This is a genomic window from Caballeronia humi (assembly GCF_001544475.1).
In the GTDB taxonomy this organism is placed as follows: Bacteria; Pseudomonadota; Gammaproteobacteria; order Burkholderiales; family Burkholderiaceae; genus Caballeronia; species Caballeronia humi.
This window is the reverse complement of sequence record NZ_FCNW02000088.1, coordinates 1-13,821: the sequence shown is the minus strand read 5'-3', so window position 1 is coordinate 13,821 and position 13,821 is coordinate 1. Positions and strand designations below refer to the sequence as shown.

The 13,821-nt window shown below is 56.1% G+C and carries 13 protein-coding genes; 2 read left to right on the top strand and 11 right to left on the bottom strand.

What is annotated here, in order from left to right:
* Nucleotides 1–247: 247 nt before the first annotated feature.
* Nucleotides 248–742: a ProQ/FinO family protein gene (locus AWB65_RS32720; RefSeq protein WP_235007988.1), complete on the top strand. Its 495-nt coding sequence runs from the start codon at nt 248–250 to the stop codon at nt 740–742.
* Between the two features lie 314 nt (nt 743–1,056).
* Here AWB65_RS32720 and AWB65_RS32715 read toward each other — a convergent pair whose 3' ends face one another.
* The 8 genes from AWB65_RS32715 to AWB65_RS32685 all read right to left on the bottom strand — a co-directional run bounded on the left by AWB65_RS32715 (nt 1,057) and on the right by AWB65_RS32685 (nt 7,938).
* A complete protein-coding gene (locus AWB65_RS32715; protein WP_087670969.1) occupies nt 1,057–1,470 on the bottom strand; it encodes an NUDIX hydrolase in 414 nt (137 codons plus the stop codon).
* A gap of 311 nt (nt 1,471–1,781) precedes the next feature.
* On the bottom strand, nt 1,782–3,662 hold the full coding sequence (locus AWB65_RS32705) for a hypothetical protein (RefSeq protein ID WP_125474279.1): 1,881 nt from the start codon (nt 3,660–3,662) through the stop codon (nt 1,782–1,784).
* A gap of 165 nt (nt 3,663–3,827) precedes the next feature.
* Nucleotides 3,828–3,995: a hypothetical protein gene (locus AWB65_RS36525; protein WP_159907928.1), complete on the bottom strand. Its 168-nt coding sequence runs from the start codon at nt 3,993–3,995 to the stop codon at nt 3,828–3,830.
* Between the two features lie 298 nt (nt 3,996–4,293).
* Nucleotides 4,294–5,190, bottom strand: a complete 897-nt coding sequence (locus AWB65_RS32700) for an alpha/beta hydrolase family protein (RefSeq protein ID WP_235007986.1) — start codon at nt 5,188–5,190, stop codon at nt 4,294–4,296.
* A gap of 830 nt (nt 5,191–6,020) precedes the next feature.
* Complete coding sequence (locus tag AWB65_RS38115; protein ID WP_087670967.1) at nt 6,021–6,338, bottom strand: CppA family protein; 318 nt, start codon at nt 6,336–6,338, stop codon at nt 6,021–6,023.
* 165 nt (nt 6,339–6,503) lie between these two features.
* Nucleotides 6,504–6,614 carry a DUF7713 domain-containing protein gene (locus AWB65_RS38075; protein ID WP_445344300.1) on the bottom strand — a complete coding sequence of 37 codons (111 nt, stop codon included), beginning with the start codon at nt 6,612–6,614 and terminating at the stop codon, nt 6,504–6,506.
* Between the two features lie 286 nt (nt 6,615–6,900).
* Entirely contained in the window at nt 6,901–7,614 is a 714-nt protein-coding gene (locus AWB65_RS32690; protein ID WP_087670966.1) for a hypothetical protein, read from the bottom strand.
* Nucleotides 7,615–7,704: 90 nt separating this feature from the next.
* Nucleotides 7,705–7,938, bottom strand: a complete 234-nt coding sequence (locus tag AWB65_RS32685) for a hypothetical protein (RefSeq protein WP_087670965.1) — start codon at nt 7,936–7,938, stop codon at nt 7,705–7,707.
* Between the two features lie 500 nt (nt 7,939–8,438).
* On the opposite strand from AWB65_RS32685, the gene AWB65_RS32680 reads away from it, so the two are divergent.
* Nucleotides 8,439–10,274, top strand: a complete 1,836-nt coding sequence (locus AWB65_RS32680) for a methyl-accepting chemotaxis protein (protein ID WP_087670964.1) — start codon at nt 8,439–8,441, stop codon at nt 10,272–10,274.
* Nucleotides 10,275–10,514: 240 nt separating this feature from the next.
* Here the strand turns inward: AWB65_RS32680 and AWB65_RS32675 are convergent, their stop codons facing one another.
* The 3 genes from AWB65_RS32675 to AWB65_RS32665 all read right to left on the bottom strand — a co-directional run bounded on the left by AWB65_RS32675 (nt 10,515) and on the right by AWB65_RS32665 (nt 12,943).
* Entirely contained in the window at nt 10,515–10,859 is a 345-nt protein-coding gene (locus AWB65_RS32675) for an RNA-dependent RNA polymerase family protein (RefSeq protein ID WP_235007984.1), read from the bottom strand.
* Nucleotides 10,860–11,456: 597 nt separating this feature from the next.
* Nucleotides 11,457–11,861 (bottom strand): hypothetical protein, encoded by a 405-nt coding sequence (locus AWB65_RS32670; protein WP_087670963.1) that lies wholly within the window; start codon nt 11,859–11,861, stop codon nt 11,457–11,459.
* A 176-nt stretch (nt 11,862–12,037) separates the two neighbouring features.
* Nucleotides 12,038–12,943, bottom strand: coding sequence for an alpha/beta fold hydrolase (locus tag AWB65_RS32665; protein ID WP_087670962.1), 906 nt, complete (start codon nt 12,941–12,943; stop codon nt 12,038–12,040).
* Nucleotides 12,944–13,821: the final 878 nt, after the last annotated feature.

The following is a 13,821-nucleotide window of genomic DNA, read 5'->3' as shown; positions in this document are numbered from 1 at the left end:
TTCGAAACGATGAGCGTCTTCAGCGGTGATTTCAGGGAACTCCATGGCGGGCATTGGCTTGGACATGGTTCGGCCTCGTGCGAGACACAATACCAGAACAATGATCGCTTTTGTCGTGTTTGTCAACTTTGTCGCCTTAGCCTCAGCTTCACGCTCACGCGGCGAACGGTTGCAGTTCTTGGGCTTTGAAGACGGTGATGTTTGACGGCAACTGGTAAAATTTGGCGACTAATTTCAGGCATGCACCGTGGGATTCGAACAGCTTGTTGCGCTTAAGGCGCAGCTGAACCAGGGCGCGAAGGGCAAAAAGGCCGCATCGCGCCTGACGTCAGCGCCAGTACGCGCCGGAAGGGAAATCAACCAGTCACCGAAGGCTCCGCGAACGTCTGCTGACGCAGCCGCGCGCGCAGTCACCATGCTGCAACGACATTTCCCGCACGCTTTTCCGCACAGTCGCGCGCCAAAGGTTCCTCTCAAGGTTGGGATTCTCAAGGACGTGCTTGCCCATGCGGCGTCGCTTGGACTAAGCGACCGAGACGCTCGTAACGGCGTCAAGCTCTGGTGTCGGGGCCAACGCTATTGGACCTGTCTCGTCGAAGGCAACGTGCGCGTGGACCTCACCGGCGCAAACACTGGCGTCGTCTCCGCTGCCGAAGCAGACTACGGCGCAAGTCAGGAGAAGATTCGGCTCGCGCGCCGGCGGGAGCAGATCGACAGCAATCGTCAAGGTCAGCCGCGTTGACCAAAAAATACACCTGACAGTCATACTTAATTTTACATAAAAGGAATTAGCGAAGTTTTTTCGTTATCCTAATTGACTAGTCTTTGTACGTACACCCTGCGGTCCGATCCACACAGGCAACTGCTGCGATGTTCTCGGCCGGGACTCAAAGTTTGACGGTCCCGACGATCCGTCACCTGCACATTCTTCTTCGAACAAGGATTCTCCGATGCTTATCAACGCAAGATGCGCGCGCTACCGTTGTGCACGTTCGCAGCTGATGACAGCGGGTGACGGTACGCAGCAACGGATTCAACTCGCTGAGGGTGCATCAGCTAACACGGAATCGCAGGCGACTCACTCCACGGCGTCGTCGGATTTACAATACCGACGTGCCGGAAGAAAAGTTCGACGATGCCGCGAGTCGGGACGCTTGCGGAAAGCGTTGCGATCTTGGTCGGCGTGAACCATCTGCACTTCGCGATTTCGTTGTTCGGCTCCGCGGTCGCATGAAGGTCCACGTCCGCGAAAAAGACGTGGTGCTGCGTTCGGAAGCCGTCGAACTGGAACAGGTACAGCAGCCTGACTGCGGCAAGCGTGGTTTCCTCTTCGAGCTCCCGCAACGCGGCTGCATAAGGGCGTTCGTTACGGCGAATCCTTCCGCCCGGGAGCACCCATCGCGACCGTTCTCGCGCAACCAGCAGGATCCGGCCGTTTCGAATACATAGAACGGTGGCTCTGTCTTTCATCCTTTCTCGTTCCGCCTTTCGTGAGCCGTCATCCCGGCGACGTTTGCTGTTCATTGCCCACTCGTAGATTAAGCATTCTAAGCGTGGTCAAAAAAAGCCAGGCGCTGCAGGTTCCAGCGCGGCGATCATTTGCCGGAACGATGCGTCTCGGCGCTCGAACGCAACCAGTCGGTGAAATCTCTCATATGGACGGGCTTGTCGGCATCGAGCGGCACTAAAGCGAAGTAGGTCGCGCCTTTGCAAGTCAGATCGGGAAACGGTTTCCGGATACGCCCCGCCGTGCAGTCGGCGCCAGAACGATTAGATGTTCCTTACCACATTCGTATAAAACGTCTTGTCAGCCAAGAAATAGCTAAGCTTCCGCAGAAGCCTACTACGACAAGTGCAGCCGTCGGCACGGAGTGATTGCCGTGTAAAGGCAAGAATCCAGTAATCATTGCAACAACAGTGAAAGGCAGTGTAATGAGAAGCGCGCCAATGAAAATCCCGAGCGTAGTAACTAGAGGCGCCCACCGGAACAGACGGTCAGTTTCCTTCGTTCTGTCGATCGACTTTCGGCACGGTGCGACTCCCAACAGCGCAAACCGTGCAATCTCAGGCCAAAAGTCTTCAACGATCGCAGCATCATGGCCGCCCGAGACAAATCGGACCTCTGTGATGTCGACCGATTCGACTGGCTGGTGCGCGCTCGGAGTTCTGATAAACATCGCCGATTGATTTGCTTCGTTGAATCCGTAGGCCCCGGCACCGCCTACATCGAGCGAACGTATATGAAGATGCTCGAACACCGAAGGAAGAAACGCAACCACTCCGTCAATGCTTCCCACATAGTTCAAAATTCTCCGAACCTGACCTGTGTGGCGCGACCAACAATAATCCCTTCGAACGACACTGCCGGTGAAAACCACGTTTTCCAACTGAACCGCTGAACAAAGTTCAAGTGCTCGAGCAGCAATATAGGTCCCATTGCTATGCCCCACAAAACTGATCTTTGCGTGCGGAAAGTGGCTTCTGACGTCCGCATATCGTTCCATGAACCAGAAAGCGGCCTGCTCGCGGCCGCCTGGCCTGACAAAATCCCACATGGAAAAATATCCGTAGCTCGGTGTTGGGGCTCGTACGGCGATGCCGTGTTCGCGTCCCAGCGATTTGACTTCCCTGGCGACGCGCTTTGTCCAGAATCCATTATCTCGAATTCCATGGACGATGATAACGGCATGACGAACCTCCGCGTCTAGCGCGGCTGATAGAGGATTTCTCTCAGCGATGTCCATCGGGTCCAGGTAGTCATCGATATCCCCGGGTGGAAGCGTCCACGATTTACGCGTCAAGGTTTCGAATTCGTCCTTGATTGCTGCGATCAACCGCTCGCGCCGATCTTGCGCTTTCTCACTATCTCCTGCGATCTCGAGCGCTTCGATGTGGTTGCTTCCTTTAAGCTCAATGAATACAAATTCAGCGCGAGGTCCAAGCTCGGTACAATCGGCGGGAGAGATAAATTCGTCCTTAGCTCCAAGAAGAAAGATAGTCGACGGCAGACCTGAGTCGCGGAGCAAAGAGGCTGGCAGAAGGTGTCGACGTCTGCGAAGTTCCTCGAAAACGTTGACGTATTGAATACGCGAAGACACCACGAACGGTGAACCCCGTTTGAATTGATAAATCAGCGGGATCGTGGACTCGACAGGTTCGTGCTTTGCCTTCCACCAGCCGACGATCGATGCGACTTTGTTAAGAAGAGGCCCTAGAAACCTGACATGCGCAGGACACGCTGAAGAAAACTCCCATCCGCGCGTGACGCCGGAGAGCATCACCATCCGGTCGATCTTGTCAGCCCATGATGCTGGAGAATGCAAAATCATTCCGTTTTCCGCGGCCCCATGCGCCATGCAAAAAACGCGCCGGGCAAGCAACGATCCGCTGCTAAAGCCGAGAATAACGATGTGTTCGATGTGAGTAGCAACCCGCAATTTCTCGTCGATCTGAAGAAACAGGCTTCTCGACAGTAACTCAGCCGATCGCATCGAAAACATCGACAGATCAAGTTCAGGCGCCCATATCTCGGCGTCTGGTATGAAATCGGCAAGGGTGCTTAAAAAATCTGCTCGTAACTCGCCTCCCGGTCGCCCAAACAAAAGGAATTCACCGGACGATGTCCATCCACGTACCGCGACGACCAATGTTGCTTTTGTCATTCCTGCCTCTAGCTCAAAGTGAACGCAACCTCATAAGAGTTGTTGCCGATGCCGGAATGAACCAGTCGCCGACGCGCTTATGATCCGGTCGGCAAGGTCGATATCGCCGAGCATTCCAAGGTCAGGTCTGCATCGGGCTGATTCCCGTGAATCTCGGAATCCAAATCAAAATGGAAGTCGGTGACAACACTTGGCCGCATCCTTGCCGTTGAGGACGTGGCTCAACACCGTCAGGCACCTGGTGAGGTGGTAGCCGTCCAGTACGTGCGCCGTATCGGGCAGCACCGACATCTCCACGTCGCGCAATTGGGTGTCGCCGTCAGCGAAGACCATCAGCAGCTCTCTTGCCCGCCGTGTTCTGCGCTCGTCCGTTGCACGCGCGCATCCGTAAGTGCTTTTGAATGTTGCGCACAAAAGCCACACTACGTTGCGACCCGTCCTCGGCAAGCACTCTTCCTACGATGATCTCGCCTTCGCCAGGCGCTCTGCAGGCCGAATGCTCTCCACCTCTACGTCACGCGATGCGGCTACGTTCCCCTTCGTTTGCAAATGATTTTCCATTTGACGTGAAGCCCACTCACGCACTTTTAGGCGTTTTCGTTGAGCGCGGATCTTCCACTGAACACTCACATCACTTTCCCGCTGTCGTATCGTCGCTCTCAACGCGGTGGCCAAGTTGACCTTTCGCGGTCTCAAAGAGTCCGCAGGCAAGCCGCGACATTGAATGAGCGGTTATCGGGTTTACGATTCCCTCAAAGTTGTATCGAACCGCTCGAACAGCTGGACTTTCCTCGCTGGGTCTGTAGAAGAACGCCAAGATGGAACGTACGGACGCTAAAACTTCCCCTCGCTCGAAAACTCGGTCGATCACAAGCCTTTTTGCACCGCGAGTTCTGACGCCCTCTTCGACGCTGTAATAGCCTGTGACGGGCGACGGGTCGAAGACAATGACCCTATCGACTATTAGGCCATCTGGTTTGACTGGAAGCGCATACGCAAATTGCTGAGCCAATCCGCCTCCCAAAGAATGTCCGGTTGAATAAATAGGAGGGGTCTTCGAGTTACCGATGAACACGTGACGACGATACTCGGTCGTGAATGCCGGCACGAACTCCTTCACCAGCTGTGTGTACTCGTCGTCGCGAATTGGTAAGAACCATCGAAGATTAGACTTCCAATCGTTGAGGCTTTCGAACACAGTTCCACCGAACGTAACCACGACCGCTGGTGGAGTCTTTCTTTCCCATACCTCGACCCGCAGGTTCACTTTTTTGAACTCGTCTCGCAGGTGCGAATCCGGGAAATCTTTCCAGTAAGTCCATTTCGCCTCGAGTAAGGCAGCGGCTGGCTCTGGACACGATTCCGTTTTGCCCGCCGTAGTGGCAATTCGTGAGTCCACTGCGTCCTTTCCAGTGTTGCCCTGTGCCGCGGCAATCTCCTCAGCTTTCAGATAAGCCGCCTGGCTCAGCAGCGCATACTCCCAATGGTTAACGGCTTCTTTCTGGACGGCAACCGGGTCCCCGTACACTCGCTGTCCCGGTTCGCGCACCAACACCTGGTCTGAGCTCTGGAACCAGCTCCGGCATCCACTCAGAGCAAAAAAGAGCAAGATGACAACCGACCGAACACAAAAGAGGCGACTCATCTATGGACCCCATATGAACCGCTCGTCAACATGCGGCGCTTAATGACCATGTAAGGCTTCGGCGAACGTCGACTAGCTGTGTTCTAGGCCACTGAGTTACGCCTTCATGGCCAAGTGTCGGTAGGTTTTGCCTATGCGACAAATCCAACATCATGCACCTCTCAGTGCCGCCGCGGGACTCGACCGGGTCACGGCGCTAACTGCACAGTCGTCTTGCGCTTGGCGAAAGCAAGTCTTCATTGGCGGGGCGTAGAATGTAGATGAAATAAAGGTTATAAGAGGGGAAATGTAAACTTGAAAATTGTTTCAGCGGTGTTGTTAGCCGCACATACAGCATCGTGCGCGGTCACAGGTGAGATTGACTCGTGAAAGCGGACACTATCGTTTGGATAGGATGTGCCAAAAAGGGCAAGCGTCGAGCACCGTACCCGGCGGAATTCCGGGCTCGCATAGTTGACCTGGTGAAGGCCGGTGGAACAACTGAGGAGCTTGCGCGAGAGTTCGAGCCTAGCGTGCAGACGAGAATCAAACGGGTGGCAGGCGGATATCGATGCTGGTGGACCGCATACCAAATAATATGTATAACTAATATAAAGCGGTAAATCGCTTTATATAGATCGGGACGATCACATCGAAATCTGGCGCGTCATTATTGGTGTGCGGGATCTTCCGCATGGCTGCACAATGACGACGGATCGTAGCGCATCAACGCATCAACCCATCCGGAAGCCACTTGCCGCGCAACCTACCGTCGACGTGGCAACTCGTCCCGCTGTTGTTGTTTGGACTGCGAGAATGCTCCGAATGGTCGCCAACGAATTTTCGGCGATCGAACTCGACGTTGGCCTCCGCGACACGGCGAAATCCGGTGCTTGAACACCTAAGCGCCGGCAAACCGCAGACAGATATGGCTTGCCAGTACCTGTGCATTGTGTGGCGGCGATGGCGATCGCCCCATCGGCTACGTGCCTGCGCAGCCAGTCTAGCGTTCGTCGATCCTTATCGTTGCAGATTCTGACCAAGTGCTCCATCGTAGCCCTCCGCGCTGTATGTAAACACAGTACTGTGAATGTATACAGGTTTTCCACGGCTGGCAAGCACAGTTGATCCAAGTGTGGACGCGGGGAAAAGGACGGGTTCGGAGCGGGTGTCAGCCAGTTGAACCACAACTGGCGAAATTGCTTATGCGGTCAGCCTCAAGCCTCGTCGCTCGGGTCAAGCATCTCGAGCCGGAACTGCCATCCCTCGAACGCCAAAAGCATCGCGCCAAGGTCGTTCCACTCGATGCGCCGTCCGTCGATGATCACGCACGGCTAACTGGCGCCTTCGTCACCGTTCCATTCAACAGGTCCGAGAAGGGCTCTCGTTACTGCCCTTCTCGCATCCGTCGCCGTGCTCGCTGGCGGCTACCTCATTGATTCTTGGCTGAAGATTTCCAGAGCCTATCGGAAACTGGTTCGAGGCTACCTTGCCTTGCGCTTTGCGGATGGCGGCGAGGGATGCCCGTAGGCCAAGGCTTCCGCGTGTAGCGGGCTGCCCCGGACGAAGAGGGTAGGTTTCTTTTTCATTTCAGTTCAGTTCAGTTCAGTACGTTTAATCTGGCGATCCAATGCTCGTGCCATCCGCGAACACAACCATTGTGGGGCGGATTTCTGTGGTGAAGTTACCTTCTTGAAGGTTCATCAACGTTTTGTCCGATTCCTTAAATTGGTTCAGCTCATGGCCTCCCTGCCATGTGGAGCGAGCCTCCGGAGCAATCGTCTTCTCGATGGAAAGGCCAGTTGAATATATCTTTTCGCCGAACGTATTCTTGAAGACAAGGTCGGCTTTGATGCCTTTGATTGTTCTTGCGCTCGAATTCTGTATTGCAACGTCAACAAAGAAAATATCGCTGAAGCGATGCGCGTATATGTCTTTCGGCTGGATGTGCTGGGAGATGTAAGCCAGCACCACACTCTTGGATACTTCTTGTGCCGCTGCTGCTTTGCGCTCTTCAGTCTCTTTCTTCAATCGATCCTGCTCAGCTTTTTGAGCTTCTCGCTGGGCGATCCATGCTTTTTGCAGCTCGATCCCTTGCCCGACGGTGGTGCCGACGGGCATCGGGGTTCCGCCGAACGCTTCGCCAATCTTCGCGCGCATCAAATAACCAGTAAGCAACTGTTTGTCTCCTTCACTCAGCTTCTTCACTTCTGGCGCCAACTGCGTATCCCAATTTTTTGGATCCGCGGGAATAACTGAATCTTCAGGCTTCGAGCACGCAGCCAGCACGCATGCGACAGTCACCGCAACAACGAACGTCTTTTTCATTTCTTTCCTAGGATAGCCAAGAGCGACGATTTAACTTCTCTGGTTATCGACCATTTTTATTGAATAGTTAGGGCGTTTCTAGACTCTTTTTTATGCTCCACCCGAGTCTACGCCACCGTGCGTCCATTCGATGATTTCGTAGCGGGTTTCCCGATGAATGCCCGGCTCGCGCAGGTCACGGTCCACCAGCACGACACAGCGCGTGTCGTCCGCCGTTTCGAGGCGCATGCTGCGGAGCAGCTGCTCTTCCTCGCCGTACTCGGCAAATAAATGCATCGCACCGAACGCTCCGGTCCACTTCGGCGTAAGGTTGTTCAAGGGCATAGTTATTCCATAAAGATGAGTCGCTATAGGCGTCGAGAAGGAAAGTGCAGCGTTTTCGAATTATTATCGATAACCGATCTATCAATAGTAACGGCGATGGAAAAAAGCCGGGAGTTACCCCGGCTTCGCGCAACAGGCAGATTTCCGAGGCCCGCCTGATCCGTAAAGGAATACGCGATCTTTGGATTATCGGCGTTTTCTCATCGCTGGTTACTTATTTGAGAGGAAACGAAAAAGATTCTCAGGCTTAGGCCGTCCGCTAACGTCTGGACGTATTCAAGTGCTGTGCTTTCATGTTTGCGGCTGCTGGCAACCGAGCCCCTCTGGCGAGCTTCTTTTTGTCTGCTGATCGGCTATGTTGCGAGGCGTTTGCATTCCTCGTGGAGGAATGCACAAGGACCATGACGTTTTGGCCTTCTGTGCGCCTCCGTTCACCCTGCGCTCAAGTCCCCAGAGGAGCCGACGTAAACACACGGAACCCGTCCACATTCTAAGATTTCATGCTCGCCTCGATCCGCTCCCGAATTCTCGCGGCTTGTCTGGCTGTTGTCGCCGTCGCGCTGACTGTCAACACAAGCTTGAATTACAGGGTCGCCAACGGCTACAACCGTGACGCAATAAACCAGAATCTCAACGCCGTGCTGACCGGACACGAAACCGGCATCGAAGACTGGATTGCCTCGAAAACCCAAATGATCGTGTCGGTGGAAGATGCAGCCTTGGCCCCGGATCCGTCTGCCGCGCTCAAGCAGGTCGCCTCTGCGGGTGGTTTCACCAATGTGTACGTTGGCTACGCTGACAAAACGGCGCGTTTTTCTGATCCTACCGGCATTCCGCCGGACTACGATCCGACCGGGCGCCCCTGGTACAAGCAAGCGGTCCAGGCCGGCAAACCGATTGTGACGCCGCCCTATGTCGACGTCGGTACCGGCAAGCTGGTCGTCGCTTTCGCGGCGCCAATCGTACGAGCAGGCGTCGTGAAAGGGGTTGTTTCAGGCGACGTGGCGATGGACAGCGTTGTCGCGAACGTGAAATCGATTCACCCAACGTCGGCCAGCTTCGGCATGCTCGTCGACCGCAGCGGGCAGATCGTGGCGCACTCGGACGCGAAACTGACCCTGAAGCCGCTCACGGATCTGCTCCCGGACGTGACGATGGAAGGCCTTATCGCTTCGTCGGATGCCGGTGCAGCGCCGATCGCAGCACACGTCGGCGAAACAGCCAAACTGGTCAAAGCCCGTTCGGTGCCGGGGACGACCTGGCTGACGCTCGTCGCATTGGATCAGTCGGAGGCAACCGCCGGAATGCACTCCCTTCTGCTCGCCTCCATTGGCGCGTTGGTGGTGCTGCTCATCGTCGCTGCTGGGGTCGTCAGCGCTTTCACGGGCGTGGCGTTCAAGGGCCTGGCGCGCATTCGCGACACGATGGAGTCGATCGGTTCCGGAGGCGGTGATCTTACCCAGCGCCTTCCTGACGCAGGACGCGATGAAGTGGCGCAGATTGCACGCTCGTTCAACGCGTTCGTGAGCAAGATCAACGATGTGATGGCCCGGATTCGCGACACGAGCGAATCCGTTCGACATGCGGCCAACGAAATCGCGTCGGGCAACCTTGACCTCTCCCGGCGCACAGAAGCAGCCGCTGCGAGCCTCGAAGAGACCGCCGCGTCAATGGAACAAATCACCGCGACAGTCAAGAATTCGGCCAGTGCCGCACATCAGGCAAACGAAACTGCATCTACCGCCGCGGGTGCTGCATCGCGCGGCGGCTCGGTTGTCGCGAACGTCGTGTCAACAATGAACGAGATCGAAGGCGCTTCGAGCAAGATCAGCGACATCATCGGCGTCATCGAAGCGATCGCCTTCCAGACCAACATTCTGGCGCTGAACGCTGCGGTGGAAGCCGCCCGCGCCGGCGAGGAAGGACGGGGCTTTGCCGTGGTCGCAGGCGAGGTTCGCACGCTCGCACAGCGCAGCGCGCAGGCCGCCAAGGAGATCAAGGAGTTGATCCACGCCAACGTCTCAAGCGTCACAGCCGGGGCAGCGCTCGTTGGACAGGCCGGGCTCACGATGAACGACATCGTCTGCAATGTCTCAAGCGTCACGACCATCATGGCAGAAATTACCCATGCCGGTGACGAGCAGACACGCGGTATTCAGGAGGTGAATCGCGCGGTAGCCCAACTCGACGAAATGGTCCAGCAGAACGCAGCGCTGGTCGAACAATCGGCCGCAGCTGCGGCCGCTCTGCAAACCCAAGCGAACGAACTCGCCAGCGCGGTCGGTCAGTTCAAGGTGGCCCGAGCGAGAGTCGGGCCAACGAGCGCTAGAGTCTAACGCTCGTTGCGGTAGTCGTGCGCATAGGCAAAAGCCCCAAAAAGCGACCGCTGCTACCCGGTCCTCGCCCTGTTTTTGTCTCCGGCGGACACGGACGGATGTCGTGGACTTTGTTCTCGCATGCGAGAATACGCCGGTTCCTGCCTGGTTCGTGAAATCGCTTTGATGATTAGTCGCATAATCATCAAAGCTACCCCAGCATCGCTGCCGGGTAGCGTCGAGTGCCTGATGCGCCGACCGTCAGGGACGATACCCGTATGAGTCGCGGTGAAACACAGGCTCCACAAGCGGCTCCAGATATCGCTTGACCACCGTCTGCGCGATGCGATCAGAGATCGTCGGAATGCCCAACGGCCTCTTACCCACACCTCCCGCTTTGGGTATGTCAACCCGCAGAACCAGAGGCGGCATGTAACTGCCGGACGACATCCGATTCCAGATTCGATACAGATTGCTTTTCAGATCTGCCTCGAATTCCGCCATCGACTGCCCGTCCACACCCGCTGCCCCACGGTTAGCCTTCACCTGTTGATACGCTTCCCACACCTCACGTTTGGAAATACAAAACGGTTTTGCCTTATCCACGCAGGTCCTCCCCTAGCGGGTTGCCCGCACGATAAAGCCAGACGATGACGCCCCTTCGGTCCAGTCCCATTGCAGGCCCTTCAACCCTACTACGGACGTCTCCGCCCCTGTGTCCCGCATCGGTACTCTCATCCTTGCGGAGACCTTCCGCTTGGATTTCTCTCTTGGCATCAGGACGACAGGTTCCCAAGTTCCTTACCGAAGCCTGAGTCAAAGTCACGCCGCCTTTATGCCGGATGCCGAATGGGCCGTCAGCAGGCATCGCCCAGACTCGTCCTGGAGCATGCAAACCCTCCGGTTTTGACATCGATCATGATTTTTGCGACACGTCATCAGCGGTTCACTCACGTTCGTCTCTTTGACTCCCACGTGTCGGGCTAAACCCCGACTTTTCCAGCAACGCTCACCACGGGGGCTCTTTACCCACGCAGCTTGTGGCGGTTTGAAGCCTGCTCCTGCAAGCCGACTTCGAGGGGCCGTCCCTCATCTTCGGTAAAGCATCGCAAGCATCGATCAGCCGATGCCCGCGTTCTTGGCACACTCTGCACGGAAATCAAAGTCACCCCCGGCAGCATTCTTTGTCGGCGAAAGCGATCGTTACTGCATGTGTGCCGCACTAGTGAGCGGTGACCGTCGCCCGCTCAGCGTGAACCGATTCAGGCGCGCACTCGCGTCCATGTGCAGGTGGCTGGGCGCACCGTCAAGCTGGCGGTCGGCTTGCCGCAGGATCGCCTCGAACAGCGGCGCGTCGTCTGGCTCAAATCGCCACACGCTTTCCCGCTCGGCCCTTTCCATACAGCGCTCAAGCGCGGCTTCGGCGTGCGCATACACTGTGAGATCGGTTTCGCCGTACCCGGTGTCCCGGACGTAGAAAGTAAGGTGGGCTGTGTCGCTTCCCCCTCTTCCAGCTTGCGGAGCCTGCGCCGGCAAAGTACGCTCAGATGCGCTGTTGTGCACACTGGATTCGCTGTCGGAATTGAGCGAACGTCGAACGATGTTCATCCAACGTCGAATTGTTCTCACAGGTGAACGCGTCAAGGGGCACGGAAGGGGCGATAACTCCACAGCCTCGACGGCTGGGTGCCGAAAGCTCCCTCGATCCGGCGGGCAGGCGGATCCGTCTTCGGCTATCTGATAGGCGAACGCACCGGCTTTTGCCTCGTGCGTCGTTCAAAAGGTCATGGATGTCTCGTAAGAAATCCGAGAATGGCTTCGTTGACTGCCTCGGCATCTCGTACTTGCACGAGATGGTCAGCTTTGGGAACTGACACACGCTCACTGCCCGCGATGCACTGAAGCAGCTTGCTGTCTATCTCATGGAAGAAGCGAGCGCTGTTCGCTCCTTCGATAATCAACGTGGGCGCCTTAATAGTCCCGACTCGTGAGCAGTCAATGGGAGGCGGCGCCGCTGAGAGGAATGGCCCTAACGTTTTGGCATTGTCGCGCCACATCGTAGACCACAGAGGCGGTGCCTTTTCCCACGCTTGAGGATCCTCGAGCACCGAGTCAATCATCATTTCCGTAGCCTTGGCCGAGCCGTCGGTATTCAGTTCGGCTTTGATTGACGGGACGCTCCGAAAAAACGCCTCCACGACTGCTTTTCCGCCCGGCGAATCAAGTACGGTAAAAATTGAGGCTTCTTCCAGAACAAGTGATTTGACAAGCTCCGGATGTTCCATTGCAACCTGCGCCGCAACGTGCCCGCCAAAGGAATGGCCTACTAGATGAACGGGCCCCGTGTTAAGAGATTTCACGAAAGCAGCGAGGTCCGAAGCGTGAGTGGGTATGTTGTACATGCTGCCATCATCTTGCCAATCGTTCGGCGAGTGGTAACGCATGCTATACGCGATGAAACGAAATTGAGACGCTATGGCGTCCTTCTGTCCCGCCCACGCGCGCGTGTCTGAGAGCGCACCATGGACAAACACCACCGGTGCGCCGCGGCCCGACTCAGTGTACGCGAGTCGCGTTCCATTGACTGCGGCTGTTTTGTCCGGCGGATAAATGGCAGGACTGCGACACGCGCTAACGCCAAGAAGACACAACGCGTACGCCACTACGAACTTCCGTATGAGTTTAAGCATGACACGTCTCCATTCCTGCCTCGAGTTGTTCCCGCGCAACGTCGGCTGTTTTGTTACTGGCGAGGTAAGACAAGGGTAAAGCGCAAAAAATGACGAACGTACGCGCTGGACGTCCTCCGGTAGCGCTGTGCTGTATCGACTTCGAAAGGATCAAGCCGAATTTAAGTTATAGGCGTCTATCGAAGGGTGCGCCAGTCACGCGGTCCCCTGCCCGCAGAAACGGGACCGGCGCAGCGAGATCAGATCGGCTCAATAGCGGGAAGACCGACTCCGTGAAATGACAATGTGACCGATTTCGCAAGCAGATCATTAATTGCTTGCTGGCACATGCCGCCGGGCTTTAGCAAGCTCGCAGTCGTCGCGCTACCAAAAGTTTTCGCGAGCTTATCAACCGGATTGCACCCGACGCGCAAAGGTTGTCAATATGGACGTGCGGATGGGCTCGCACGGCGCCCACTTAGAGGACGTGCCTGCGCGTCTCTCATCGCTGTCCTGCGTGCACGACGCTCTCGCGCGCGGTCGCGACAAGACTTCGGATCCAGTCATGGGCCGTTAGACTTTTCTAAGGCCGCCAATCCGTTTTCACTCAACGTATCGGGTATCTACATAATATAATCTTCTAATTCCTTTACATTCAATTGACTGGGAATGCGGACGATACTGAGCCGACGCTGCTTTTTTGCATCCCAGCTGGCCAGTACCGATGCCGTTGGTCAACGAAGATTCTTCCGGATGGTAGTACGCTCACCGACCGGCGGCATGACGGGCCGCCGAACGCCACATCATGCAAAATAGCCATGTGGAGAATGGCTCGTGGGCGTCAACTTCGATCTGAACGATTTGCAGGCGTTTCGAGCCGTCGTGGAATTGGGCAGCTT